Below are 23,681 nucleotides of genomic sequence, written 5' to 3'. Positions count from 1 at the left end.
CGGTTATGCGCGCCCGACCGGGAAGGCCAACACTTCACTCAGGCTTTCAGCGCCCAACGCCAGCATCACCAGCCGATCAACGCCTAGCGCCACACCGGAACACTCCGGCATACCGTGCTGCAGCGCATCCAGCAGGTTGTTATCAATCGGGTGCTGCGGCAAACCGCGTTCCGCTCGCTTGCGGTTGTCCTGATCAAAACGCTGACGCTGCTCGCGGCTGTCGGTCAGTTCACGGAAGCCATTCGCCAGTTCAATACCTTTGAAATAGACTTCGAAACGCTCCGCCACGCGGTGATCTTCAGTGCTGATCTCCGCCAGCGACGCCTGACTGGCCGGGAAGTGATAAACGAACGCCGGTTTATCACGGCCGATGTACGGCTCCACGCCAACGGTAAACAACAATTGCAGCAGCGTATCGCGATCCTCTTCGGTATCGGCAATGTTGCTCAGATCGAGTTTGGCCGCCGCTTCACGCAGTTGTACCTTCTCCGCCGACAGCGGATCGATATCCAGATGGCGCAGGAAAGCCTGCTGATAAGACAGGGTCTCCGCACTCTCGCAGTCCAGTACCTGCTGCAGCAGATCATCCACCTCGTTCATCAGCCGGTACATGTCGTAGTGCGGACGGTACCACTCCAGCATGGTGAATTCAGGGTTGTGATGACGACCGGCCTCTTCATTGCGGAAACTGCGCCCCATCTGATAGATCGGCCCGCTGCCCGCCGCCAGCAGACGTTTCATGTGGTATTCCGGGCTGGTCATCATGTACAGCGTCATGCCATCCGCCGCACCGGGCCCGACAAAACGCGTCTGGAACGGGAACAGGTGAATATCGGTGACCGTCGCCTGGCTCATGGTTGGCGTCTCAACTTCCAGCACGCCACGATCGGCGAAGAAACGCCGGATCTCAGTCAGGATCGCTGCGCGTTTCAACAAATTGGCGATGGGTGCACTTGGCTGCCAGCTTGCCGTTTCGCTCATGGTAATTACTCCGAAATCAAACAGGGGATGCAGTCTACTCGTATCCTGGCATGCAAACAAATTCTTAACAGCTCGGCCGCTTTAACCTCGACATTACCTGATAAATAGTTGGAAAAAAGGTTAATAAAAGTTGAATAAACGTTAAATCCAACCCACAGGCAATTATCCTTCCGCCCGCCGGTTAAAAGGCAAAACAATCGATCACATCAAATTTCTTCTACTTAACTTTAGGTATAGTTAATTCCACATTATTGGTGGGAGATATCTATCCTTAAGCTTTATGCAACGACAATGAACTCAGTTAGTTAGCACCCGAAGAATATTTATAAATATTAAGCATAGATATTTAATTTGCCGTTCTTAACAAGAATATTGGAGGAATGCAGTGCAAACCTTTAACGCCGATCTTGCCATTATTGGGGCCGGGGGTGCTGGTTTACGTGCAGCAATAGCCGCAGCGGAAGCCAACCCCCAACTGAAAATCGCGCTCATCTCAAAAGTCTACCCGATGCGCAGCCATACGGTAGCCGCCGAAGGGGGATCCGCCGCCGTCACTCAGGATCACGACTCTTTTGACTACCACTTCAACGACACCGTTGCCGGTGGCGACTGGTTGTGTGAGCAAGACGTGGTCGACCATTTCGTCCACAACTGCCCGCGGGAAATGACCCAGTTGGAACAGTGGGGCTGCCCGTGGAGCCGTAAACCGGACGGTTCGGTCAACGTGCGTCGCTTCGGCGGCATGAAGATTGAACGAACCTGGTTCGCCGCCGACAAGACCGGCTTCCACATGCTGCATACCCTGTTCCAGACCTCGCTCAAATACCCGCAAATCCAACGTTTCGACGAGCACTTTGTGCTGGATATTCTGGTGGATGACGGTCAGGTCCGCGGTTTGGTCGCAATGAACATGATGGAAGGCACCCGCGTGCAGATCCGCGCCAATGCGGTGATCATGGCCACCGGCGGTGCCGGACGCGTGTACCGCTACAACACCAATGGCGGCATCGTCACCGGTGATGGCATGGGCATGGCGTTCCATCATGGCATCCCACTGCGCGATATGGAGTTCGTCCAATATCACCCTACCGGCCTGCCGGGTTCCGGCATCCTGATGACCGAAGGCTGCCGCGGCGAAGGCGGTATTCTGGTGAATAAAGACGGCTACCGTTATTTGCAGGACTACGGCATGGGCCCGGAAACCCCGCTGGGCGAGCCGAAGAACAAATACATGGAGCTGGGCCCGCGCGATAAAGTTTCGCAGGCCTTCTGGCACGAATGGCGTGCCGGTCGCACCATCGCCACCCCGCGCGGCGACGTGGTCTATCTCGACCTGCGCCATCTGGGGGAAAAGAAGCTGCTCGAACGCCTGCCGTTCATCTGTGAACTGGCCAAGGCCTACGTCGGCGTCGACCCGGTAAAAGACCCCATCCCGGTACGCCCAACGGCGCATTACACCATGGGCGGCATTGAAACCGATCAAAACTGCGAAACCCGCATCAAGGGGCTGTTTGCCGTCGGCGAATGCTCTTCCGTCGGTCTGCACGGTGCCAACCGTCTGGGATCCAACTCGCTGGCGGAACTGGTGGTGTTCGGCCGGGTGGCCGGTGAGCATGCAGCTCGTCGCTCGCTGGAATCTGGCCCGGCCAATGGCAGTGCCCTTGATGCGCAAGGGCGCGACGTCGAAACCCGACTCAGCAATTTGATGAAGCAGGAAGGCAGCGAAAACTGGTCGAAGATCCGCGATGAAATGGGGCTGTCGATGGAAGAAGGCTGCGGTATCTACCGTACGCCAGAACTGATGCAAAAAACCATCGATAAACTGGCTGAGCTGAAAGAACGCTTCAAGCGCGTCAAAATCACCGATAACTCCAGCGTGTTCAATACCGATCTGCTGTACACCATCGAGCTGGGCTACGGCCTGGACGTCGCCGAATGCATGGCGCACTCCGCCTTTAACCGTAAAGAATCCCGCGGTGCCCACCAGCGTCTGGATGAAGGCTGCACCGAACGTGACGACGTGAATTTCCTGAAGCATACGCTGGCGTTCCATAACCCTAACGGCGCACCGCGCCTGGAATACAGCGACGTGAAGATCACCAAACTGCCACCGGCCAAACGTGTGTACGGCGCTGAAGCCGAAGCGCAGGACAAAAAGGATAAGGAGCAGGCAAATGGCTGAGATGAACACCCTGAAAATCGAGGTCATGCGCTATAACCCGGAATGCGACGCAGAGCCACATTTCGAGACCTTCGCGGTGCCTTACGATGAACAAACCTCGCTGCTCGACGCGCTGGGTTACATCAAGGATAACCTGGCGCCGGACCTTTCCTACCGCTGGTCATGCCGCATGGCTATCTGCGGTTCGTGCGGCATGATGGTCAACCGGGTACCGAAACTGGCCTGCAAGACCTTCCTGCGCGAATACACCGACGGCATGAAGGTAGAGGCACTGGGTAACTTCCCGATTGAACGCGATCTGGTAGTCGATATGACCCACTTTATCGAAAGCCTGGAGGCGATTAAGCCTTACATCATCGGCAATAACCGCAAACCGGAAGACGGCCCTAACGTGCAAACACCGGCGCAGATGGCCAAGTACCACCAGTTCTCCGGCTGTATCAACTGCGGGCTGTGTTACGCCGCTTGCCCGCAGTTCGGTTTGAACCCAGAGTTCATCGGCCCAGCGGCAATCACCCTGGCGCACCGCTACAACCTGGATAATCGCGACCACGGCCAGAAACAGCGCATGGCGCAACTCAACGGCCAAAACGGCGTGTGGAGCTGTACCTTTGTCGGCTACTGCTCTGAAGTGTGTCCGAAGCACGTCGACCCGGCCGCTGCTATCCAGCAGGGCAAGGTGGAAAGTGCCAAAGACTTCATGATCGCCATGCTGAAGCCGCAATAAGGGAGAGAAACCGCAATGACAACACAACGTAAGCCCTATGTGCGCACCATGACGCCAACCTGGTGGCAAAAGCTCGGCTTCTATCGTTTCTATATGCTGCGTGAAGGGACCTCGGTGCCGGCCGTGTGGTTCAGCATCGTGCTGATCTACGGCGTTTTTGCGCTGAAAGGCGGTGCGGAGAGCTGGGCAGGGTTCGTCGGTTTTCTGCAAAACCCGCTGGTGCTGCTGATTAACGTAGTCGCCCTGCTGGCGGCGTTGCTGCACACCAAAACCTGGTTCGATTTGGCACCGAAAGCCGCCAATATCGTGGTCAACAGCGAAAAAATGGGGCCAGGGCCTATCGTCAAAGCGCTGTGGGCGGTAACGCTGGTCGCCAGCGTGGTCATCCTGGCCGTGGCCCTGCTGTAATCCGGAGGAAACATGATAAATCAAGCACCTAAACGCTCAGACGAACCGGTTTTCTGGGGATTATTCGGCGCCGGCGGCATGTGGGGCGCGATCATCGCGCCCGCTATCGTGCTGCTGGTCGGCATTCTGCTGCCGCTGGGGTGGTTCCCAGGCGATGCGCTGGGCTATGACCGCGTGTTGGCTTTCTGCCAGAGCCTGATTGGCCGGCTGTTCCTGCTGCTGATGATTATTCTGCCGCTGTGGTGCGGTCTGCACCGTATTCACCATGCGATGCACGATTTGAAAATCCACGTGCCGGCCGGTAAATGGGTCTTCTATGGCCTGGCGGCCATCCTCAGCGTCGTCACCGTTATCGGCGTGGTGACGCTGTAAAACACTTCTGGCGGCCAACTCCCGTTGGCCGTCTGCTTTGCCTTTCGGCTACACTGTTTATTCCAACCCGGTAAACAGGAGTAACCAATGCGTTTTCGGTCAAAGCTATGCGCGATCATTCCCGCCTTCCTTTCCGCCGCTTGCAGCGTTTCCCCGCCGAAGAACATCAAAGTAGTGAATGATTTCGACAGCCAGCGCTATCTCGGCACCTGGTATGAAATCGCGCGTTTTGATCACCGTTTTGAACGCGGCCTCGAACAGGTCACCGCCAACTACAGCCCACGCGAAGACGGCGGCCTCAAAGTGGTGAACCGGGGTTTTAATACGCAAAAACAACAATGGCAGGAAAGCACGGGCAAGGCCTATTTTACCGGCTCACCACAGGTAGCCGCACTCAAGGTGTCCTTTTTTGGGCCTTTCTACGGTGGGTATAACGTGATTGAGTTGGATGCAGATTATCGCTACGCGCTGGTTTGCGGCCCAAACCGAGGGTATTTGTGGATACTGTCGCGCACGCCGACGCTGGACGCCGCCACGCGCGACAGATTAGTGCAAACCGCGAAAAACAACGGCTTTGATACGGATAAGCTAATCTGGGTGAAACAAACGCAGCATCAGTGACTGCTGAACTTCAACCCAAGTATGCCGACAACAATCAGGCACAGGCTGAGGATGCGCGCGATATTGGTTGATTCACCAAGTAACACCATCCCCATAATTGCCGCGCCTACCGCACCAATGCCTGTCCAAACGGCATAAGCCGTGCCGGCGGGCAGCGTTTTCATCGCATGTGCCAACAGCAGCATGCTGACCACCATGGCGGCAACAGTAATAATGCTGGGGGTCAAACGAGTAAAACCATGGGTGTATTTCAGGCCAACAGCCCATACGACTTCCAACAAACCGGCAATAAGCAGAATAATCCAAGCCATGAAACAGGCTCCATAACGGTGGGGTCGTCCCCGAATGCAGATGCGTAAACGGGTCGTCCCATTTAGCGTTGTGATATGCCAGGGGATTATACCCACTGCCGGGGAGGATAACAGTACAAAGCTTTCGGCAGGAGATAGGTCAACAGGGGAAGCGGTATCCCACAACGATGCCTTTGGGCAGCTTTTCGCGGAATACCGCAAGTCAGTAAAGGGAGTTATTCCGCGCTACGCTGGATAGCCTTGCCGCCAGCCTGGATGTCCTCGCCCACGCCCTGAGTGGTGTTGCATGCGGTCAATGAGGTCAAGATCATCAAAGAGAAAATCGCGATAATACTTTTCTTCAGCATAGGAAAGTCCTTATTTGTCAGTGATGAAAAAGTACGGCTTTCTAAGCGTAGTAAATATTAGCGAGAGTTGCTGTTTAAAATGGTTTTATTTCGCACGATTACATTAGAGGCTTTAATGGTTATTAGCTGGCAGTACGCGAAATAGCGCCGCCGAGGTGCTGAACGTCCTCACCGAAACCACGGAAAGTATTACAGCCGCTAAGGGACATCAGTAACAGTAGGGAGACAACGGCTAACAGAGTTTTTTTCATTATGTAGATTCTGCCAACGAGATACGGAAGGTAAAACAAAGGAGCCGCGCAGGGCTCCTTTCTTTTGAAACTTATTTTACGCGTGAGACGTATTCGCCAGAGCGGGTGTCAACGCGAACAACTTCACCAATCTGTACGAACAATGGAACCTTAACCACGGCGCCAGTGCTCAGGGTGGCAGGCTTGCCGCCGGTACCGGCAGTATCACCTTTCAGACCTGGATCGGTGTCAGTGATTTCTGCTTCGATAAAGTTCGGTGGCTGAACCGCGATTGGACGACCGTCCCACAGGGTAACGATACATTCTGCGTTGTCTTGCAGCCATTTTGCCGCATCAGAAACGGTTTTTTCTTCAACACCGTGTTGCTCGAAAGTCTCAGGGTGCATGAAGTGGTAGAACTCACCGTCGTTGTACAGGTAGTTCATGTTGGTATCTACCACGTCCGCGCCTTCGCAAGAGTCGGTAGATTTGAAGGTTTTCTCAACGCGAGTGCCGGTCAGCAGACGACGCATTTTAACGCGCGCAAATGCCTGGCCTTTGCCCGGTTTAACGAACTCACTGGATTCGATAGCGTAAGGTTCGCCCTCGAACATGATTTTAAGACCCGGACGGAAATCGTTGCTAGAATAAGTCGCCATGATGGCCCTCTGAATATTTAAACTGGTAGCTTAGCCAAAAAAATGGCACACATTATAACCCAAAGTACGGCATATAGAGAAGATTGGTTGCATCAACTCGCCGATGTTATTACCGATCCCGATGAATTACTGCAGCTTTTGTCACTGAATACGCATCCGGACCTGCCGCAGGGCCGTGAAGCCCGTCGGCTGTTTGCATTGCGCGTACCCCGCGCCTTCGCCGCACGCATGCGTCCCGGCGACGCCAATGACCCGCTATTGCGTCAGGTTCTGACCGCCAGCGAAGAATTCATCAATGCACCCGGCTTCACGACCGATCCGCTGGACGAACAGCGTAGCGTGGTGCCAGGCCTGCTGCACAAATACCGTAATCGTGCTTTGCTGTTGGTTAAAGGCGGCTGTGCGGTTAACTGCCGCTACTGCTTCCGTCGCCATTTTCCGTATCAGGACAACCAGGGCAATAAAGCCAACTGGCGTCAGGCGTTGGATTATATCCGCCAACACCCGGAACTGGATGAGATTATTTTCTCCGGTGGCGATCCGCTGATGGCCAAAGATCACGAGCTGGACTGGCTGATCGGGGAACTGGAAGCCATTGAGCACGTAAAACGCCTGCGCATCCACACCCGTTTGCCAGTGGTGATCCCGGCACGTATCACGCCAGAACTGTGCCGCAGGCTGTCGGCCTCACGCCTGCAGGTGCTGATGGTCACGCACATCAATCATGCCAATGAGATTGACCGTGAACTGCAGGGAGCCATGGCGCAACTGCGTCTGGCCGGCGTCACCTTGCTGAACCAAAGTGTGTTGCTGCGCGGCATCAACGACAACGCCGACACGTTGGCGGCGCTGAGCAATGCGCTGTTTGACGCCGGTATCCTGCCCTATTACATCCACGTGCTGGATAAGGTACAAGGCGCGGCGCACTTTATGGTCAGTGACGACGAAGCGCGCGCCATTATGCAGGCGCTGCTGAGCAAGGTTTCCGGATATATGGTGCCGCGTCTGACCCGTGAAGTCGGCGGCAAGCCAAGCAAAACGCCGCTCGACCTGCGCCTGATGCAAGATTGACGGACCGGCGGAATGACAAAAACAAAAGAGGCATGCCTGGGCATGCCTCTTTTTTATGCTATGACGTACGCATTAATCTTGCGTTACGGGCACTTATAAACCTGGCCGGCCATTTTGCTGTCCAGCGGGGCAAAGCTTGAAAGCAGGTTCTGGCTTGGGCTGGTCGCGCCATAAATCACGTTGCCGCCCATTGCCGCTGCCTTGTTGCGCAGATCGTTTGCCGCGCCGCGCATGGAGCTGCCTTCACCACCGTTACCGGACAACCAGTTGCTCTGGGTGCCAGTCACTTCGCCCACCAACTGGCATTCTGCCGCCGGTTTGGTATCGGTAAATTTAACCTGCTGACCTGCGGCGGAAAGTTCATTGGTGCTGCTGCAACCTGCCAGCAGCAAGGCTGCCGAAAGACCCAGTAAGGCTTTAATCCGCATCTTGTTCCCCATCTATATTGAGAGTTTCGCAAAAGCTTATCAGAAAGCGTTGCTATCTCTTAAGCATCCGTTGCCACTGGTGCTGGCCAACGTCTTGAGCGACAGCTGATGAAAGACCAGTTTACCAGCTAAATCAGCCCGGTCTGCATAAATATCATCAAAAGCAGTGAGACAAAGCACGCAAAAAAAAGCCCCGACCAATTGGCCGGGGCTTTTGCACACGCGAACGTGGGGGATGATTACATCATGCCGCCCATGCCGCCCATGCCACCCATACCGCCAGCGCCACCTAAATCAGGTGCGTCGCTTTTTGGCAGGTCGGTCACCATGCACTCGGTGGTGATCATCAGGCCAGCCACAGAAGCCGCGTACTGCAGAGCAGAACGGGTTACTTTGGTTGGATCCAGGATACCCATCGCGATCATGTCGCCGTATTCTTCGGTGTAAGCGTTGTAGCCGTAGCTGCCTTCGCCTGCTTTCACGTTGTTGGCAATCACGGAAGCTTCTTCACCGGCGTTGATTACGATCTGACGCAGTGGAGATTCCATCGCGCGCAGAGCAACCTTGATACCGACGTTCTGGTCTTCGTTGTCGCCTTTCAGGTTAGCGATTTTGCTTGCTACGCGGATCAGTGCAACACCACCGCCGGCAACCACGCCTTCTTCAACCGCAGCACGGGTCGCGTGCAGGGCATCTTCAACTCGGGCTTTCTTCTCTTTCATTTCAACTTCAGTTGCTGCGCCCACTTTGATAACGGCAACGCCGCCAGCCAGTTTAGCGACACGCTCCTGCAGTTTTTCACGATCGTAGTCAGAGGTCGCTTCTTCGATCTGCTGACGGATCTGGGTAACGCGGCCTTGGATAGTCGCTTCGTCGCCCACGCCATCGATGATGATGGTGGTGTCTTTGTTGATCACAACGCGCTTAGCCTGACCCAGGTCTTCCAGGGTCGCTTTTTCCAGCTCCAGACCAATCTCTTCAGAGATAACGGTACCGGCAGTCAGGGTAGCGATATCCTGCAGCATAGCTTTACGACGGTCGCCGAAACCAGGTGCTTTAACCGCAGCCACTTTCACGATGCCGCGCATGGTGTTAACCACCAGAGTAGCCAGCGCTTCGCCTTCAACATCTTCAGCAATGATCAGCAGTGGTTTGCCGGCTTTCGCTACGGCTTCCAGTACTGGCAGCATTTCACGGATGTTGGAGATTTTCTTGTCAGCCAGCAGGATGAACGGGCTTTCCAGTTCGATAGAACCGGTTTCTGGCTTGTTGATGAAGTATGGAGACAGGTAACCGCGGTCGAACTGCATACCTTCAACAACGTCCAGCTCGTCTTGCAGGCCAGTGCCTTCTTCAACGGTGATAACGCCTTCTTTGCCCACTTTCTCCATCGCTTCTGCAATCAGTTTACCCACGGTTTCGTCGGAGTTTGCAGAGATGGTGCCTACCTGAGCGATAGCTTTGGAGTCAGAGCAAGGTACGGACAGTTTTTTAAGCTCTTCAACAGCGGCGATAACCGCTTTGTCGATACCGCGCTTCAGATCCATTGGGTTCATGCCGGCAGCCACAGCTTTCAGGCCTTCGGTGATGATGGATTGAGCCAGTACGGTTGCAGTGGTGGTACCGTCGCCCGCAGCGTCGTTCGCTTTAGAGGCAACTTCTTTCACCATTTGCGCGCCCATGTTTTCAAACTTGTCTTCCAGTTCGATTTCACGAGCAACAGATACGCCATCTTTAGTGATGGTAGGAGCGCCGAAGGACTTATCCAGCACTACGTTACGGCCTTTCGGGCCCAGGGTCACTTTTACTGCATCAGCGAGAACATTCACGCCGCGGAGCATTTTCACGCGAGCGTCATTGCCGAATTTTACGTCTTTAGCTGCCATTGGTATTTCCCTTCAACTCGTTCAGTTCAGAAGATAAAGCGCACTTACGCTTCAACAATTGCCAGAATGTCGCTTTCGGACATGATCAACACTTCTTCATTGTCGATCTTCTCTGCTTTCACGCCGTAACCGTCGTTGAAAATCACGATATCGCCAACTTTCACATCCAGCGGCTGGATGTTGCCGCTTTCCAGAACACGCCCTTTACCCACCGCGACAACTTCGCCACGAGTAGATTTACCCGCTGCAGAGCCAGTCAGGACGATGCCGCCAGCAGATTTTGATTCAACTTCTTTGCGCTTGACGATAACGCGGTCATGCAATGGACGAATACTCATTGAACGCTCTCCTGTAAGAAGGTCTCTATCAGATTTAGGGTTGTCACCGGATTGTGAATACCGGCTTGTGGGATTTGAAATGGGGGCATTCCATCCCCCTTCAAGGGGGCGGCCAAAAAAATTTTCGCTTTTGATGGCAATACTGAGCTACTGATGCGAAAAACGCGGCCTGGGCCGCGTTTTTTCAACGATCGTTGCGTTTGTCATGATCGTCGGGCTGATGATCCAGCGTATAGCGATCGTCGTTTTTACGCTGGAACTCGCCGTCGAAGGTGTTGCCGTTGGCAGCATTACCGCCCTGGCTCCAACCGCCGGGGCGGTAAACGGAAAGATGCGGCATCAGTTTCAACGTCAGCGATTTTTGCACCGGGGGCAGTAACAACAACAGGCCGAGGAAATCGGTAAAGAATCCCGGCACCAGCAGCAAGAAGCCCGCTAATACCAGTGAAACACTTTTCACCATTTCCGACGCAGGGCTTTCACCTGCAGCCAGCTTTTGTTGCATCTGCATGAAGGTCTTCATGCCCTGGTTGCGCACCAGCGAAATGCCGACGCAGGAGGTGAACACCACCAGCAACAGGGTAATCGCCACGCCCAATACGGCGGCGACTTTAATAAATAGGGATATCTCTATGTAAGCCAACAGAAATATCAGCAGTAACGGTAACCAGCGCACCTGGTTCTCCTCTGGTAGATCTGCGCAACCGCACGTTGGCGACGGCGCGAAAAGGGGGCCGGTTAACGGCCGACCTAAATACAATGGGGTCTGCCGGCGTGCATTTCAACCAAAGGCCCTTTTTTATTGCTAAAGTTAATAAACGTGAAAGGGATCACAGAACCAGAAACAGGCAATTTAAGAAGGCTCAGAAGGTGATCTGGATTCAGTCATTTATTACTAACCAGCATATGATCTGGGCAGCAACGGGCACAGTGGTTAATCGTTTCATGCCTGAAGCCTTCGGCAACATAATTTGGTTCCCTGACAATTAATTAATTCGGCAGCAATACAAAGAAGGTTCACATGTCAAATAACATTCGTATCGAAGAAGACCTGTTAGGAACACGTGAAGTCCCCGCAGAAGCCTATTACGGTGTTCACACTCTGCGTGCGATTGAAAACTTTTATATCAGCAACAGCAAAATCAGCGATGTGCCCGAGTTTGTTCGCGGCATGGTAATGGTAAAAAAAGCCGCAGCGATGGCGAACAAAGAACTCAAAACCATTCCACGTAAAATCGCTGATGTCATCATCCAGGCCTGTGACGAAGTGCTGGATAAAGGCAAATGCATGGACCAGTTCCCGGTGGATGTGTTCCAGGGCGGCGCGGGCACTTCATTGAACATGAACACCAACGAAGTGCTGGCGAATATTGGTCTGGAGCTGATGGGCCACCAGAAAGGCGAATACCAATACCTGAACCCTAACGATCATCTCAACAAGTGCCAGTCTACCAACGACGCCTACCCAACCGGTTTCCGCATTGCGGTTTACGCCTCCAATCAGAAGCTTATCGACGCCATCAACCAGCTGCGCGAAGGGTTTGACCGCAAGGCAAAAGAGTTTGAAACCATCCTGAAAATGGGGCGCACCCAGTTGCAGGATGCGGTGCCAATGACGTTGGGCCAGGAATTCCATGCGTTCAGCGTGTTGCTGAAAGAAGAAACCCGCAACCTGCATCGCACCGCCGAGCTGCTGCTGGAAGTGAACCTGGGTGCGACAGCAATCGGGACGGCGCTGAACACCCCGGAAGGCTACCCGCAACTGGCGGTTCAAAAATTGGCAGAGGTCAGCAACCTGCCTGTCGTGCCGGCCGAAGACTTGATCGAAGCCACCTCCGACTGCGGCGCCTACGTAATGGTGCACAGTGCGCTGAAACGCCTCGCAGTTAAACTGTCTAAAATTTGCAACGACCTGCGCCTGCTGTCTTCAGGCCCACGCGCCGGTCTGAACGAAATTAACCTGCCGGAACTGCAAGCGGGCTCATCCATCATGCCGGCCAAGGTCAACCCGGTCGTACCGGAAGTGGTCAATCAGGTATGTTTCAAGGTGATTGGCAACGACACTTGCGTTACCATGGCGGCCGAAGCGGGCCAACTGCAGTTGAACGTCATGGAGCCGGTGATTGGCCAGGCGATGTTCGAGTCCATTCACATCCTGACCAACGCCTGCTATAACCTGCTGGAAAAATGCATTAACGGCATCACCGCGAATAAAGAAGTGTGCGAGCACTACGTCTTCAATTCTATCGGTATCGTCACCTATCTGAACCCGTTCATTGGCCACCACAACGGTGACATCGTCGGGAAGATCTGCGCCGAAACCGGCAAGAGCGTACGTGAAGTCGTGCTGGAACGCGGTCTGCTGACCGAAGCCGAGCTGGATGACATCTTCTCCGTGGAGAACCTGATGCACCCGGCCTATAAAGCCAAACGCTATACGGATGAAAATGAACAATAACAGACACACCCGGTAGCCCAAAAAGGCACGCTAAATCCCCCTGGATAGCGTGCCTTTTTACTTTCCATCGCCCACAAAATTTTAACTTTTCGTTTTCAAAAAAACTTATTTTAAGGAGTAGACACTATGTTAGCCGTAGAATTGGTTATCGTTCTGCTGGCCATTTTTTTAGGGGCCAGGCTGGGCGGTATCGGGATTGGATTTGCAGGCGGGCTGGGGGTTTTGGTCCTGGCGTTGATTGGCGTGAAACCGGGCAGTATTCCGTTCGACGTCATTTCCATCATCATGGCGGTGATTGCTGCGATCTCGGCGATGCAGGTCGCCGGCGGTATGGACTATCTGGTGCAGCAAACGGAAAAACTGCTGCGCAAGAACCCCAAGCACATCACCATTCTGGCACCGATCGTCACCTATTTTCTGACTATCTTCGCCGGTACCGGCAACATTTCGCTTTCCGCGCTGCCGGTGATCGCTGAAGTCGCGAAAGAACAGGGCATCAAGCCTTGCCGTCCGCTGTCTACCGCCGTGGTATCCGCACAGATCGCCATCACCGCCTCGCCAATTTCTGCCGCGGTGGTGTACATGTCTTCAGTGATGGAAGGGCACGGCGTCAGCTATCTGCACCTGCTGATGGTCGTGATGCCGTCTACCTTCTGCGCCGTACTGGTGATGTCGCTGCTGGTAAGCTGGCTGTTCGACTCCAAATTGTCGGACGATCCGGTTTACCTGAAGCGCCTGGAAGAAGGTTTGGTGACCCTGCGCGGCAACAAGATCATGGAAATCAAACCCCGCGCCAAAGTGTCGGTGCTGCTGTTCCTGCTCGGCGTGCTGTGCGTGGTGGCTTACGCCATCATCAACAGCCCGGGCCTGGGCCTGGTAGCAAAACCGCTGATGAACACCACCAACGCCATTCTAATCATCATGCTTAGCGTCGCTACCCTGACCACCCTGCTGTGCCGCGTCGATACCGATATGGTGCTTAATTCCAGCACCTTTAAGGCCGGCATGAGCGCCTGTATCTGTATTCTGGGGGTAGCCTGGTTGGGTGATACCTTTGTTCAAGCCAACATTGACTGGATCAAAGAGACTGCTGGCACGGTGATTCAATCGCATCCGTGGCTGTTGGCCGTGATTTTCTTCTTCTGCTCGGCGCTGCTGTATTCTCAGGCCGCCACCGCCAAGGCGCTGATGCCGATGGCGCTGGCGTTGAACGTATCGCCATTGACCGCAGTGGCTTCCTTCGCCGCCGTTTCCGGCCTGTTTATCCTGCCAACCTACCCAACGCTGGTCGCCGCGGTACAAATGGATGATACCGGCACCACCCGCATCGGGCGTTTTGTGTTTAACCACCCGTTCTTTATCCCCGGCACCATCGGCGTGATATTGGCGGTGCTGTTTGGCTTCCTGCTGGGCAGCGTGATGCTGTAATGCTTCACCCCGGGGCTGCGGCCCCGGTTTCCCCTCTCCTGCCCCACTGGCGATAAACTCGCCTTCTAGCTGACCGCCCTTCAAGGTATAGTGCCCACTGATAATCTGGATGAGAGGGCTGAAGATGTCTGATTGCGAAGCTGTCGTCATACTCTGCACCGCACCCGATGAGGCCACGGCACAAGACCTGGCGGCCCGGGTTCTGGGGGAAAAGCTGGCGGCCTGCGCCACGCTGTTACCCGGCGCAACGTCGTTATATTACTGGGAAGGGAAACTGGAACAGGAATATGAAGTGCAGATGCTGTTCAAAAGCGATTGCCACCATCAAGATGCCCTGCTCAGCTACCTGAAACAACATCACCCCTACCAGACGCCAGAACTGTTGGTGTTGCCGGTGATGGCCGGAGATAAAGACTACCTGTTATGGATCAACGCCTCATTAAACTGATTTTCCTGCTTTGCAGCCTGTTCTTTCTGCCGCAGGCGGCCCAGGCTTCGCTGTTCGGCCAAAACGGCGGTAGCCAGTTCGTGCCTGTCGATCAGGCCTTCGCCTTTGATTTCAAACAGCAAGGCAATCAGCTGTCGCTGGACTGGCAAATTCGTCCCGGTTATTACCTCTATCGCCAGCAGATCAAACTGGTGCCAAAGCAGGCCACGCTGGGCGCCGTTGAACTGCCCGCCGGGCTGAGCCACAAAGACGAATTTTTCGGCGAGGTCGCCATTTTCAAGCAACAACTGAATCTGAAGATTCCGCTGCAACAAGCAACGGCAGATGCCAGCCTGAGCGTGACCTACCAGGGCTGCGCGGAAGCCGGTTTCTGCTACCCGCCGGAAACGCGCGTGATCCCGTTGAATGCCGTGAGCGCCTCCGCCGCTCCGATACTCCCTACTGCGGCAGAGCCGGTACCGGCTCCCAATGATCTGCCGTTTTCACCGCTGTGGGCATTGCTGATCGGTATCGGTATCGCTTTCACCCCCTGCGTTTTGCCGATGTACCCTCTGATTTCCGGCATCATTCTGGGCCGTGAAAAACCGCATAGCAGCGGTCGAATTTTGGCGTTGGCCGTGGTTTACGTGCAGGGTATGGCGCTGACCTATACCTTGCTGGGTTTGGTGGTCGCTGCCGCCGGGCTGCAGTTTCAAGCGGCACTGCAACATCCGTACGTGTTGATCGGCCTCTCAGTGCTGTTTATCGCCTTGGCATTGTCGATGTTTGGCCTCTATTCATTGCAATTACCGGCCTCGCTGCAAACGCGTTTAGCGGGCTGGAGCAATACCCAAAAAGGAGGCTCGCTGCCCGGCGTGTTCCTGATGGGGGCTCTGGCTGGATTGATCTGTTCCCCTTGTACCACCGCACCACTCAGCGCGATCCTGCTCTACATTGCCCAGAGCGGTAATATGTGGGCCGGCGGCGGTACCTTGTACCTTTACGCATTAGGCATGGGGATCCCGCTGGTGCTCGTCACCCTGTTCGGCAACCGCCTGCTGCCGCGTAGCGGCCCATGGATGCAGTATGTCAAAGAGGCTTTCGGCTTTGTGATCCTCGCCCTGCCGGTATTTCTGCTGGAGCGTGTGATCGGCGATCTGTGGGGGCTGCGGCTGTGGAGCCTGCTGGGTCTGGCGTTCTTCGGCTGGGCATTTGCCCTTAGCCTGAAAACCTCCCGCGGCTGGGCCCGTGTTTTACAGATGCTATTACTGGCAGCGGCGGTGATTGCCGCACGGCCGTTGCAAGACTGGGCTTTTGGCGTTAACAGCACTCAGCAGGTAGCACCACATCTGAACTTTACGCAGATCAGTAATGTGGAGCAGCTCAACCTGGCGCTGCAGCAGGCACAGGGTAAACCGGTGATGCTGGATCTGTATGCCGATTGGTGCGTCGCCTGCAAAGAGTTCGAAAAGTATACCTTTAGTGATGCGGCCGTTCAGGCTAAGCTGACCAATGCCGTGCTGCTGCAGGCGGATGTGACCGCCAACAATGCCGAACAGGCAGTGCTGCTCAAGCACTTGAAAGTCCTGGGTTTGCCGACAATTCTATTTTTTAACGGTGCAGGACAAGAGTTGACGGCCCAGCGGGTGACCGGATTTATGGATGCTCCAACGTTCAACGCGCATTTGCAGAAAGTAGTGCAATAAATAACACTGAAGTTCAGAACCGAATTTGGAGGGAGCACAAGTGCAACGCGAACAAGTTCTTGATACGGCACTGGGGCTGTTGGAACAACAGGGCCTGGCAACCACCACATTAGAAATGCTGGCAGAAAAACTCGACGTACAGCCGAGCGATCTTAAACGCTTCTGGCCGGATCGCGAAGCGCTGCTGTATGACTGCCTGCGCTATCATGGCCAGCAAATTGACACCTGGCGTCGTCAGTTGCTGCTGGACGAAGCCCTGAGCCCACAGCAAAAATTGCTGGCACGCTACGACGTGCTGGCAGAGTACGTACAACACGATCGCTATCCCGGCTGCCTGTTTATTGCCGCCTGTAGCTTCTTCCCGGAGGTGGATCACCCTATCCACCAGTTGGCCGAGCAGCAGAAGCTGACTTCCCTGGAACTGACCCGTGACCTGCTGCGAGAAATGGACGCCGACGATGCGGATATGGTGGCGCAGCAGATGGAACTGATCCAAGAGGGCTGCCTCAGCAAACTGCTGATAAAACGTCAGCTCCAGGACGTATCCGTTGCCAAGCGCTTGGCGGAAGACATCTTGCAGGTCGCTCAGTGCCGCAGAAATGGCGCATTAAGCTGAATGACACCATGGCGGCGAGCGCAACCACGGTACTTTACGCCCATCTCGCGCTTTTTTTGCTCCCTTTGACTGAAAAGCCAGCAACCGGACGCGTTTTGCCTTATTTCGTTCACAAAGCCGTTGACTGACTTCGGCCAATACGGTTTAATGCTGCGCGTTGCCCGGATAGCTCAGTCGGTAGAGCAGGGGATTGAAAATCCCCGTGTCCTTGGTTCGATTCCGAGTCCGGGCACCATATTTAGAGAACCCAGCCAATGGCTGGGTTTTTGCTTTTCTGGAGTGAGACTCATCATCGAACAAGTTCGATTATTCGGCCAGAGGCCTCACCCTGCGGGCCAACGCTAAAGCGTTGTTCAATCCGGCGCAAGCGCCGGTTGTCCGAGTCCGGCACCCTATTTAGAAAAACCCGCCTATGGCGGGTTTTTTGCTTTCTGAGACAGGACTCCTCATCGAACAAGTTCGATTATTCGGCCAAAGGCCTCACCCTGCGGGCCAACGCTAAAGCGTTGTTCAATCCGGCGCAAGCGCCGGTTGTCCGAGTCCGGCACCCTATTTAGAAGAACCCGCCTATGGCGGGTTTTTTGCTTTCTGAGACAGGACTCCTCATCGAACAAGTTCGATCGCACGACCTTATTGCGCATCGATCCAGGCCGAAAGCTGCCGCAATTCTTCCGTGAGGATTTGGCGCAGCGGAATCAATTTATCCGGTGTCTGCTCCAGTTCGGAACAGGCCTCAACCGCACGCTGCATGCCCAAACTGGCACAGCTGCTTTTTAGTTTATGTGCCAAATGCGCAACCTTGCGCTCATCGCCCGCTTCGCTGGCCTGTTCAAGCTCAGTAACCCATAACAAGGCATGTTCTGTGAACAAGGCTCGCCACTCGCTGATTTTCTCTTTACCGAACACCGCCATATCCTGCGTTAGCTGAACGAAATCCAAACTGGGAGCGAGCTGCATCGGGCATTTTTCTGCTGTTAAATAGTGCTCAATCAGTCGGCTTAATGCTGCACAGGCGATGGGCTTTTGTATCAATCCGCAGAATACTTCGCCGACGCGGAGCCTTAACGTTTCGTCGGCAACATGGGCGCTGAAACCGATAAGGGGTAACTGTGGCTGCAACGCAGCAATCAGCCCAGAGAGCGTCACACCGTCCATATCCGGCAGATCCAAATCCACCAGTACGCCGCTGAATGCGCCATCAACTGCCAATAGGTTCAATGCGCTTTGGCCATCGCCAACCACCTCAACCATGGCATGGCAAGACAGCAACATTTCGGCGGTAATACGCTGGGTGACCAGGTTATCTTCCACCAGCAGCAGACGGTAACCGGAAAGATCCGTTCGTTCTTCTGCCCGATGCTGTATGGGCGTAGCCGCGATAATCAGCGGCAGACTCAGTGAAAAACAGCTGCCGCTCCCCAGCGTGCTGGTGACGCTTAAGCTGCCTTGCAGTGCCTCCGCCAGCCCCCGGCTGATCGCCAATCCCAGCCCGGTGCCACCGCGCTTGGCCGTCAGCTGTACAAAGGGTTTGAAAATCTGTGCCAGTGCTTCACCGGCAATGCCACACCCCGTATCTGCAACGTCAATTTGCCAGCGCGGCCCATCAATATGGCAGCGAATATCCACCCGGCCTTGATCGGTGAAACGCAGGGCGTTAGCCAACAAATTCATCACAATTTGGCGAATACGCCGCGCATCACCCTTGAGCCATTGCGGCAATTCGTCAGCACAAGTGAGAGCCAATGTAATCTCACGATTACGTACCCGCCCGGAGATTAACCTCATGATACTCGCCAGTAACTGACGTGGGTCGAAAGCCTCTTCGTTGAGCGTCACGCTGCTCTTACCCGCCTCGAGCGCGGAGTAATCCAGAATATCGTTGAGGATCGCCAATAGACTCTCACCGGAGTCATTGATCGCCTGTACGTAGGAGAGGTTCTTTAGCGACAGCGCCTGTTCCGACAACAGCTGAGCCGTGCCAAGAATACCGTGCAACGGGGTTCGAATTTCATGGCTCATCGCGGCCAAAAAGGCCGACTTAGCCCGGTTGGCCTTTTCCGCCTCAGCGCGAGCCTGGTGGTGCTCCATTACCATGGCTTCTAATTCTGCAGTACGTAATTCGACCTGCTTCACCAGGTCTTGGCGCTGGTTTTGTAAGGCATAGGCATTGGCGCGAAAAGCCTCCATCAACTGCCCCATGGTATTTAGCTCCCGCACACCGGAAGTCGCTGGGAATGGCGTGTTGAGATCGCCCTCCAATAACCCTTCCAGAGCCGCTGCTTGCTTCGCCAAGGGCAACGTCACCGAGCGCCACACCACGCGCCACAGGATCAATGACAGCGCCACCAACGAGAATAAACTCAAGATAATCAGCCAGAACTTTCCCGTTTCCCGAGCCTGCCGAAGTGCCTCTAACGCCTGAGTATTACGCCGCTCGATATCGCTGACCTGACGGCTGATTTCAGTACTGAAGCGAGTAAACATATCCAGGTTGTCTTGCGACAGCGCCTGAAGCTGCGCGCGGAGATCCCGTTCCCGCTGATACAGTGCCGCAAGCTGTTGATAACGTTCCAGGGTCTGTAATTCACGCGCTATCTTTTCGCTTGTAAGGGGATCTTCGACTCGCTCCTGCCTGCGCTGGAGAATACGAACGTAGTTGCCGATACGGGAGATTAATTCTGCTGGCGCACGCTCGGCAAGCTCCTTCTCCAGCAGCAAAATCAGATGCTCAATTTGTATCGCATTGAGCCGTAGCTCGGCCATTTGATTTTGATATTCATAATCGATATCGATCAGGCGGTCTAACGCCTGCTCCGCGGCCTGATTGCGATGCTGCTCAATCAAATCGTAAATCCCTGCCTGCGTAACGCCTGCGGCCGTTGCGGCATTGTTTAACTGCCCTTTGGCCAACTCGGCAATGCGGGCCGCTGCATCCATAATTTCACGGGAAAGATCGCGCTGCTGTTTTCGCAGCGTCAGGCGCTGACCAACCAACTCACCCTGCAGACCTAAACTGCGCGTAATGTCGGACTCCTGCTGCTCTATCGCCGTCGTATCAAACCCTTGGCTGCGCAAACGTTCCAAAAGCCGGCTGATACGCAAACTTTGCACCGTGAGCATCTTTCCTTGTGCCATCCAATCGGCTTGGGTATCGGCATTCGTTAAACTTTGGGCGGAAAACAATTCGTATGCACTGGCCTCACTGAGTTGCCGGGCCAAATTCATCGTCGGGATCACCGACCGGGTGTGGTTTTGTTCGACCTCGCCCATAAAGCGAAAACCCAACCAACCTATCAGCGAACTGATCAGCGCTAACCCTGCCATCAGCAGAAAAGCCAACCAAAGTCGCTGTGTTAACGAAGGGTGCCCCATAGGTATCCTGATGATGAAATTAAAGTTGTTTTATCAGTGACGAAACCTCTAGCATAAAGACTTATTAATTATGAGGCTATTATGCGCAGCGCGATTTTCCGTTTTCTTCTGCCGTTTCTCTGCGGCACGATAACCTGCTCGGCATTGGCTGTTTCGCAAGCCCCTCTGGTGCGCTGGCTAAACGAGCGACAATCAGAGCCGGTTGCCGCCATGCCGGTATTGCAGATGGAACGCCGTTGGAAATTGTGCGCCCTCTACCCCAGCCTGAAGGACGCTTACTGGCTCTCGATCAATTACGGCATGATCCGTGAAGCCCAGCGAACCAAAGTGCAGCTGAAGATATTTGAAGCCGGTGGCTATTCGCAGCTTGAAACCCAACGCGAACAATTAACGCTCTGTCGCCAATGGGGGGCCGATGCGATTTTGCTTGGCAGCAGCCTGGCTCAATTCCCCAACCTGGCAGCATCCGTTGGCAACACGCCGGTGATTGCCGTGGTGAATGAGCTGAATTTTGCGGCGGCCAAAGCCCGGGTGGGCGTGCCCTGGTTTCAAATGGGCTACCAACCCGGCCGATATCTGGCCGAGCATCCCCCTCACCCTTCACTCCATGTGCTGCTGATGCCTGGGCCAAAGGATGCCGGAGGCAGCCGGGAAATGGTTGACGGATTTCGCACCGCGGTGGAAGGAAGTTCGATACAGATCGTTGATGTGGTTTATGGCGATAACGACGTAGAGATACAGCGCAACTTATTACAGGACATGCTGGAAAAACACCCTGAAATCAACCTGATTGCCGGGAATGCCATTGCCGCTCAGGTCGCCATGGGGGAAGCACGCAACCGTCGCCATCCCTTGGGAATTGTCTCTTTTTACCTATCACATCAGGTATATCGGGGACTGAAACGGGGCAGAATCATCGTGGCAGCCAGTGACCAGATGGCGCTACAGGGCGAGCTGGCCGTCGATCAAGCCATTCGAGCCTTGCAGCATCAAAACGTGGACATGAACATCAGCCCGCAAATTCTGGTACTGACGCCAGCGAACATTTCCCCTGAGAAGGTAATGCTATCCCTTTCTCCCCTGGGTTTTCGCCCGGTGTACCTGTTCCCTTCAGCTAACCTCAGCCGCGAGAAAGTAACCCTCGCCATGCCTGGTGACGAACAGTTCGTGGCTCAATTTGTTTCTCAACCGGCGGATCAATACATCTACGGTACGAAGATCCGGCTGGTCCACCCGGTGAGATGACAACATGCGCAACAGCCGTTCGCGGCTCAACACCGTGCCTGGGTTGGTGATAAACGCCAGCAGCATTTCATATTCGGCCCGGGTCAGGCGAATCAGCTCCCCCTCGCATTCCAGCGTATGCCGGGAAGGATTAAGGCAATACCCGGCGAACAGGTAGCAGTTCTCCTGTTGCCCCTGCCTGGCAGGCGTCTTGGCCAGATCGATGCGCCAAAGAAGGTTTTTGACGCGCACCACCAGCTCACGCAACTCGAGGGGTTTGGTGACATAGTCATCCGCCCCCATTTCCAACCCCACAATCCGATCAATTTGATCGCAACGCCCAGTAACGAGAATAATGCCGACGTTTGAGCGTTCACGCAGAGATCGGGTCAGCAACAAGCCGTTTTCATTGGGCAGGTTGATGTCCAGCAGTACCAGATCCACCGGCTGAAGCAGCATAATTTCCTTCAGCCCCGCCCCGCTTTCGGCCACAGAAACCTGATAGCCCTCATGAACAAAATAATCACGTAAGCGCGCCTGTGTAACCGGATCGTCTTCAACGATAACAATGTGATGGCTCATGATTTCACGCTCGCTTCAGCCTGTTCATATCCATTCATATTCTGACTTACTCCATTCATCCAGACCGGTGACCCCATTCATATTTACTCAATATCCTACTAAAGGAGTACCCATAATAACGAGAAGGTTTATTTATGAGCAAACTTTGGCGAAAACTGACACGGCCCAGCGCCAAATGGTCAGTGCTGGCACTGTTAGGGATCGGTTGTATTCTCGGATTGGCCATCATCATCGTGCCGCACGCTGGCATTAAGCTGACCAGCAATACGGAATTCTGCGTCAGTTGCCATGCGATGCAGCCGGTATATCAAGAATATCAACAGTCCGTTCACTTCAAGAATGCGTCCGGCGTACGCGCAGAATGCCGTGACTGCCATATCCCACCAGATATTCCAGGCATGCTGTGGCGCAAGCTGGAAGCAGCCAACGATCTCTATCAAAACTTTATTGCCCATTCGATTGATACGCCTGAGAAATTCGAAGCGAAACGCGCCGAATTGGCCAAGCGTGAATGGAAGCGCATGAAAGACAACAACTCCGTCGGCTGCCGTTCTTGCCATAACTACGAGGCCATGGAGCACAGCAAGCAGCACCCGGAAGCGGCCAAACAGATGAGCATTGCGGCGAAGGACAATCAGTCTTGCGTTGATTGTCACAAGGGGATTGCTCACCAACTGCCGGACATGAGTAGCGGTTTCCGCAAGCAATTTGAAGATATGCGCCTGCAGGCCAACGAAAACAGCGACGGCAACACGCTATATACGCTGGACATGAAACCTATCTACGCGGCCAAAGGCGATAAAGAACCGGCGGGCTCTCTGCTGCCGGCCTCAGAAGTTAAGGTCTTAAAACGTGACGGCGATTGGCTCGAAGTGCAAATCGTGGGCTGGACAGAAACCGAGGGGCGCCAACGCGTGCTTTCGCTGCAGCCTGGCAAACGCATTTTTGTTTCGTCCATTCGCGATGAAGTGCAAAAACACGCCCAAACGCTTGAAAAAACCACGGTAGCCGCCACCGGTGCGGAGTGGAGCAAACTGCAAACCACCGCCTGGGTACAAAAAGGCGACCTGGTCAACGATATCAAACCGATTTGGGCCTACACCAGCGCGCTGTACACCGGAACCTGCAATCAGTGCCACGGTGCCCCTGACATTGCGCACTTTGATGCCAACGGCTGGATCGGCACGCTGAACGGCATGGTGGGCTTTACCAGCCTTGATAAGCGCGAAGAACGCACCCTGCTGAAATATTTGCAGATGAATGCTTCCGATACCGGCGGCGCAGACCAGAAGCACTAAGGGAGAATG

23 protein-coding genes, 1 tRNA gene and 1 pseudogene are annotated in these 23,681 nt (G+C 54.5%); 14 read left to right on the top strand and 11 right to left on the bottom strand.

Annotated elements, in window-relative coordinates; genetic code table 11:
- Positions 1 to 3: 3 nt before the first annotated feature.
- Positions 4 to 981, bottom strand: coding sequence for an elongation factor P--(R)-beta-lysine ligase (gene epmA, locus H0S68_RS01660; protein WP_020824895.1), 978 nt, complete (start codon positions 979 to 981; stop codon positions 4 to 6).
- Positions 982 to 1,366: 385 nt separating this feature from the next.
- On the opposite strand from epmA, the gene frdA reads away from it, so the two are divergent.
- The 5 genes from frdA to blc all read left to right on the top strand — a co-directional run bounded on the left by frdA (position 1,367) and on the right by blc (position 5,291).
- On the top strand, positions 1,367 to 3,163 hold the full coding sequence (frdA, locus tag H0S68_RS01655) for a fumarate reductase (quinol) flavoprotein subunit (RefSeq protein ID WP_020824894.1): 1,797 nt from the start codon (positions 1,367 to 1,369) through the stop codon (positions 3,161 to 3,163).
- Positions 3,156 to 3,890, top strand: a complete 735-nt coding sequence (locus tag H0S68_RS01650; RefSeq protein ID WP_020824893.1) for a succinate dehydrogenase/fumarate reductase iron-sulfur subunit — start codon at positions 3,156 to 3,158, stop codon at positions 3,888 to 3,890. Before frdA ends, H0S68_RS01650 begins: the two co-directional genes overlap by 8 nt.
- A 15-nt stretch (positions 3,891 to 3,905) precedes the next feature.
- Positions 3,906 to 4,298: a fumarate reductase subunit FrdC gene (gene frdC, locus H0S68_RS01645; protein ID WP_020824892.1), complete on the top strand. Its 393-nt coding sequence runs from the start codon at positions 3,906 to 3,908 to the stop codon at positions 4,296 to 4,298.
- Positions 4,299 to 4,310: 12 nt separating this feature from the next.
- On the top strand, positions 4,311 to 4,670 hold the full coding sequence (gene frdD, locus H0S68_RS01640) for a fumarate reductase subunit FrdD (RefSeq protein ID WP_020824891.1): 360 nt from the start codon (positions 4,311 to 4,313) through the stop codon (positions 4,668 to 4,670).
- An 87-nt stretch (positions 4,671 to 4,757) separates the two neighbouring features.
- Positions 4,758 to 5,291, top strand: a complete 534-nt coding sequence (gene blc, locus H0S68_RS01635; protein ID WP_020824890.1) for an outer membrane lipoprotein Blc — start codon at positions 4,758 to 4,760, stop codon at positions 5,289 to 5,291.
- On the opposite strand, the gene sugE is transcribed toward blc, so the two are convergent.
- From sugE to efp, 4 genes are all read right to left on the bottom strand, one after another.
- Positions 5,285 to 5,602 (bottom strand): quaternary ammonium compound efflux SMR transporter SugE, encoded by a 318-nt coding sequence (gene sugE / locus H0S68_RS01630; RefSeq protein ID WP_020824889.1) that lies wholly within the window; start codon positions 5,600 to 5,602, stop codon positions 5,285 to 5,287. The two genes, blc and sugE, sit on opposite strands and share 7 nt — an antisense overlap.
- A gap of 215 nt (positions 5,603 to 5,817) precedes the next feature.
- Complete coding sequence (locus tag H0S68_RS01625) at positions 5,818 to 5,949, bottom strand: entericidin A/B family lipoprotein (protein WP_020824888.1); 132 nt, start codon at positions 5,947 to 5,949, stop codon at positions 5,818 to 5,820.
- A 122-nt stretch (positions 5,950 to 6,071) separates the two neighbouring features.
- A complete protein-coding gene (locus tag H0S68_RS01620) occupies positions 6,072 to 6,200 on the bottom strand; it encodes an entericidin A/B family lipoprotein (protein WP_232103375.1) in 129 nt (42 codons plus the stop codon).
- A gap of 71 nt (positions 6,201 to 6,271) precedes the next feature.
- Positions 6,272 to 6,838 carry an elongation factor P gene (efp, locus tag H0S68_RS01615; protein ID WP_020824887.1) on the bottom strand — a complete coding sequence of 189 codons (567 nt, stop codon included), beginning with the start codon at positions 6,836 to 6,838 and terminating at the stop codon, positions 6,272 to 6,274.
- A 42-nt stretch (positions 6,839 to 6,880) separates the two neighbouring features.
- On the opposite strand from efp, the gene epmB reads away from it, so the two are divergent.
- On the top strand, positions 6,881 to 7,909 hold the full coding sequence (gene epmB, locus H0S68_RS01610; protein WP_048762794.1) for an EF-P beta-lysylation protein EpmB: 1,029 nt from the start codon (positions 6,881 to 6,883) through the stop codon (positions 7,907 to 7,909).
- An 83-nt stretch (positions 7,910 to 7,992) separates the two neighbouring features.
- Here the strand turns inward: epmB and H0S68_RS01605 are convergent, their stop codons facing one another.
- From H0S68_RS01605 to H0S68_RS01590, 4 genes are all read right to left on the bottom strand, one after another.
- Positions 7,993 to 8,337: a DUF4156 domain-containing protein gene (locus H0S68_RS01605; protein WP_020824885.1), complete on the bottom strand. Its 345-nt coding sequence runs from the start codon at positions 8,335 to 8,337 to the stop codon at positions 7,993 to 7,995.
- A gap of 239 nt (positions 8,338 to 8,576) precedes the next feature.
- Positions 8,577 to 10,223 (bottom strand): chaperonin GroEL, encoded by a 1,647-nt coding sequence (gene groL / locus H0S68_RS01600; protein ID WP_020824884.1) that lies wholly within the window; start codon positions 10,221 to 10,223, stop codon positions 8,577 to 8,579.
- A 44-nt stretch (positions 10,224 to 10,267) separates the two neighbouring features.
- Positions 10,268 to 10,561 carry a co-chaperone GroES gene (locus H0S68_RS01595; RefSeq protein WP_004952634.1) on the bottom strand — a complete coding sequence of 98 codons (294 nt, stop codon included), beginning with the start codon at positions 10,559 to 10,561 and terminating at the stop codon, positions 10,268 to 10,270.
- Between the two features lie 184 nt (positions 10,562 to 10,745).
- Positions 10,746 to 11,237 (bottom strand): FxsA family protein, encoded by a 492-nt coding sequence (locus H0S68_RS01590; RefSeq protein WP_020824883.1) that lies wholly within the window; start codon positions 11,235 to 11,237, stop codon positions 10,746 to 10,748.
- 345 nt (positions 11,238 to 11,582) lie between these two features.
- Here H0S68_RS01590 and aspA point away from each other — a divergent pair, with 345 nt between their 5' ends.
- The 6 genes from aspA to H0S68_RS01560 all read left to right on the top strand — a co-directional run bounded on the left by aspA (position 11,583) and on the right by H0S68_RS01560 (position 17,431).
- Entirely contained in the window at positions 11,583 to 13,019 is a 1,437-nt protein-coding gene (gene aspA, locus H0S68_RS01585) for an aspartate ammonia-lyase (RefSeq protein ID WP_020824881.1), read from the top strand.
- A 126-nt stretch (positions 13,020 to 13,145) separates the two neighbouring features.
- Positions 13,146 to 14,447, top strand: a complete 1,302-nt coding sequence (locus H0S68_RS01580; RefSeq protein ID WP_044553921.1) for an anaerobic C4-dicarboxylate transporter — start codon at positions 13,146 to 13,148, stop codon at positions 14,445 to 14,447.
- A gap of 124 nt (positions 14,448 to 14,571) precedes the next feature.
- On the top strand, positions 14,572 to 14,895 hold the full coding sequence (gene cutA, locus H0S68_RS01575) for a divalent cation tolerance protein CutA (RefSeq protein WP_020824880.1): 324 nt from the start codon (positions 14,572 to 14,574) through the stop codon (positions 14,893 to 14,895).
- Positions 14,871 to 16,580: a protein-disulfide reductase DsbD gene (locus tag H0S68_RS01570; protein WP_410529114.1), complete on the top strand. Its 1,710-nt coding sequence runs from the start codon at positions 14,871 to 14,873 to the stop codon at positions 16,578 to 16,580. The genes cutA and H0S68_RS01570 overlap by 25 nt, the downstream gene beginning before the upstream one ends.
- Before the next feature lie 40 nt (positions 16,581 to 16,620).
- The gene (dicD, locus tag H0S68_RS01565) at positions 16,621 to 17,196 is read left to right on the top strand and encodes a division control transcriptional repressor DicD (protein ID WP_020824878.1); all 576 of its coding nucleotides are present in this window, start codon (positions 16,621 to 16,623) and stop codon (positions 17,194 to 17,196) included.
- Between the two features lie 159 nt (positions 17,197 to 17,355).
- Positions 17,356 to 17,431 (top strand) — tRNA-Phe (locus H0S68_RS01560).
- 395 nt (positions 17,432 to 17,826) lie between these two features.
- On the opposite strand, the gene torS is transcribed toward H0S68_RS01560, so the two are convergent.
- A complete protein-coding gene (gene torS, locus H0S68_RS01555; RefSeq protein WP_410529113.1) occupies positions 17,827 to 20,568 on the bottom strand; it encodes a TMAO reductase system sensor histidine kinase/response regulator TorS in 2,742 nt (913 codons plus the stop codon).
- An 81-nt stretch (positions 20,569 to 20,649) separates the two neighbouring features.
- Between torS and torT the strand changes: the two are divergent.
- Positions 20,650 to 21,699, top strand: a pseudogene (gene torT / locus H0S68_RS01550) (TMAO reductase system periplasmic protein TorT); the annotation flags it as partial.
- Here torT and torR read toward each other — a convergent pair.
- Positions 21,679 to 22,374: a two-component system response regulator TorR gene (gene torR, locus H0S68_RS01545; protein ID WP_410529112.1), complete on the bottom strand. Its 696-nt coding sequence runs from the start codon at positions 22,372 to 22,374 to the stop codon at positions 21,679 to 21,681. The pseudogene torT and the gene torR sit on opposite strands and share 21 nt — an antisense overlap.
- Positions 22,375 to 22,508: 134 nt before the next feature.
- On the opposite strand from torR, the gene torC reads away from it, so the two are divergent.
- The gene (gene torC / locus H0S68_RS01540) at positions 22,509 to 23,672 is read left to right on the top strand and encodes a pentaheme c-type cytochrome TorC (RefSeq protein ID WP_410529111.1); all 1,164 of its coding nucleotides are present in this window, start codon (positions 22,509 to 22,511) and stop codon (positions 23,670 to 23,672) included.
- The last annotated feature ends 9 nt before the right edge of the window (positions 23,673 to 23,681 follow it).

Origin of the sequence: Serratia sp. AXJ-M (assembly GCF_046531865.1) — a bacterium.
In the GTDB taxonomy this organism is placed as follows: domain Bacteria; phylum Pseudomonadota; class Gammaproteobacteria; order Enterobacterales; family Enterobacteriaceae; genus Serratia; species Serratia liquefaciens.
The sequence above is the reverse complement of the archived record's forward strand: the minus strand, read 5'-3'. Positions and strand labels throughout refer to the sequence as shown.

Excerpts from the sequence above, each read along its gene's own strand:
- H0S68_RS01595 (WP_004952634.1), bottom strand. The coding sequence starts at position 10,561 with ATGAGTATTCGTCCATTGCATGACCGCGTTATCGTCAAGCGCAAAGAA.
- epmB (WP_048762794.1), top strand. The coding sequence starts at position 6,881 with ATGGCACACATTATAACCCAAAGTACGGCATATAGAGAAGATTGGTTG.
- aspA (WP_020824881.1), top strand. The coding sequence starts at position 11,583 with ATGTCAAATAACATTCGTATCGAAGAAGACCTGTTAGGAACACGTGAA.
- H0S68_RS01570 (WP_410529114.1), top strand. The coding sequence starts at position 14,871 with ATGGATCAACGCCTCATTAAACTGATTTTCCTGCTTTGCAGCCTGTTC.
- sugE (WP_020824889.1), bottom strand. The coding sequence starts at position 5,602 with ATGGCTTGGATTATTCTGCTTATTGCCGGTTTGTTGGAAGTCGTATGG.
- epmA (WP_020824895.1), bottom strand. The coding sequence starts at position 981 with ATGAGCGAAACGGCAAGCTGGCAGCCAAGTGCACCCATCGCCAATTTG.
- H0S68_RS01625 (WP_020824888.1), bottom strand. The coding sequence starts at position 5,949 with ATGCTGAAGAAAAGTATTATCGCGATTTTCTCTTTGATGATCTTGACC.
- H0S68_RS01605 (WP_020824885.1), bottom strand. The coding sequence starts at position 8,337 with ATGCGGATTAAAGCCTTACTGGGTCTTTCGGCAGCCTTGCTGCTGGCA.
- torR (WP_410529112.1), bottom strand. The coding sequence starts at position 22,374 with ATGAGCCATCACATTGTTATCGTTGAAGACGATCCGGTTACACAGGCG.
- groL (WP_020824884.1), bottom strand. The coding sequence starts at position 10,223 with ATGGCAGCTAAAGACGTAAAATTCGGCAATGACGCTCGCGTGAAAATG.
- H0S68_RS01620 (WP_232103375.1), bottom strand. The coding sequence starts at position 6,200 with ATGAAAAAAACTCTGTTAGCCGTTGTCTCCCTACTGTTACTGATGTCC.
- torS (WP_410529113.1), bottom strand. The coding sequence starts at position 20,568 with ATGGGGCACCCTTCGTTAACACAGCGACTTTGGTTGGCTTTTCTGCTG.
- frdD (WP_020824891.1), top strand. The coding sequence starts at position 4,311 with ATGATAAATCAAGCACCTAAACGCTCAGACGAACCGGTTTTCTGGGGA.
- efp (WP_020824887.1), bottom strand. The coding sequence starts at position 6,838 with ATGGCGACTTATTCTAGCAACGATTTCCGTCCGGGTCTTAAAATCATG.
- frdC (WP_020824892.1), top strand. The coding sequence starts at position 3,906 with ATGACAACACAACGTAAGCCCTATGTGCGCACCATGACGCCAACCTGG.
- blc (WP_020824890.1), top strand. The coding sequence starts at position 4,758 with ATGCGTTTTCGGTCAAAGCTATGCGCGATCATTCCCGCCTTCCTTTCC.
- H0S68_RS01650 (WP_020824893.1), top strand. The coding sequence starts at position 3,156 with ATGGCTGAGATGAACACCCTGAAAATCGAGGTCATGCGCTATAACCCG.
- H0S68_RS01580 (WP_044553921.1), top strand. The coding sequence starts at position 13,146 with ATGTTAGCCGTAGAATTGGTTATCGTTCTGCTGGCCATTTTTTTAGGG.
- cutA (WP_020824880.1), top strand. The coding sequence starts at position 14,572 with ATGTCTGATTGCGAAGCTGTCGTCATACTCTGCACCGCACCCGATGAG.
- torC (WP_410529111.1), top strand. The coding sequence starts at position 22,509 with ATGAGCAAACTTTGGCGAAAACTGACACGGCCCAGCGCCAAATGGTCA.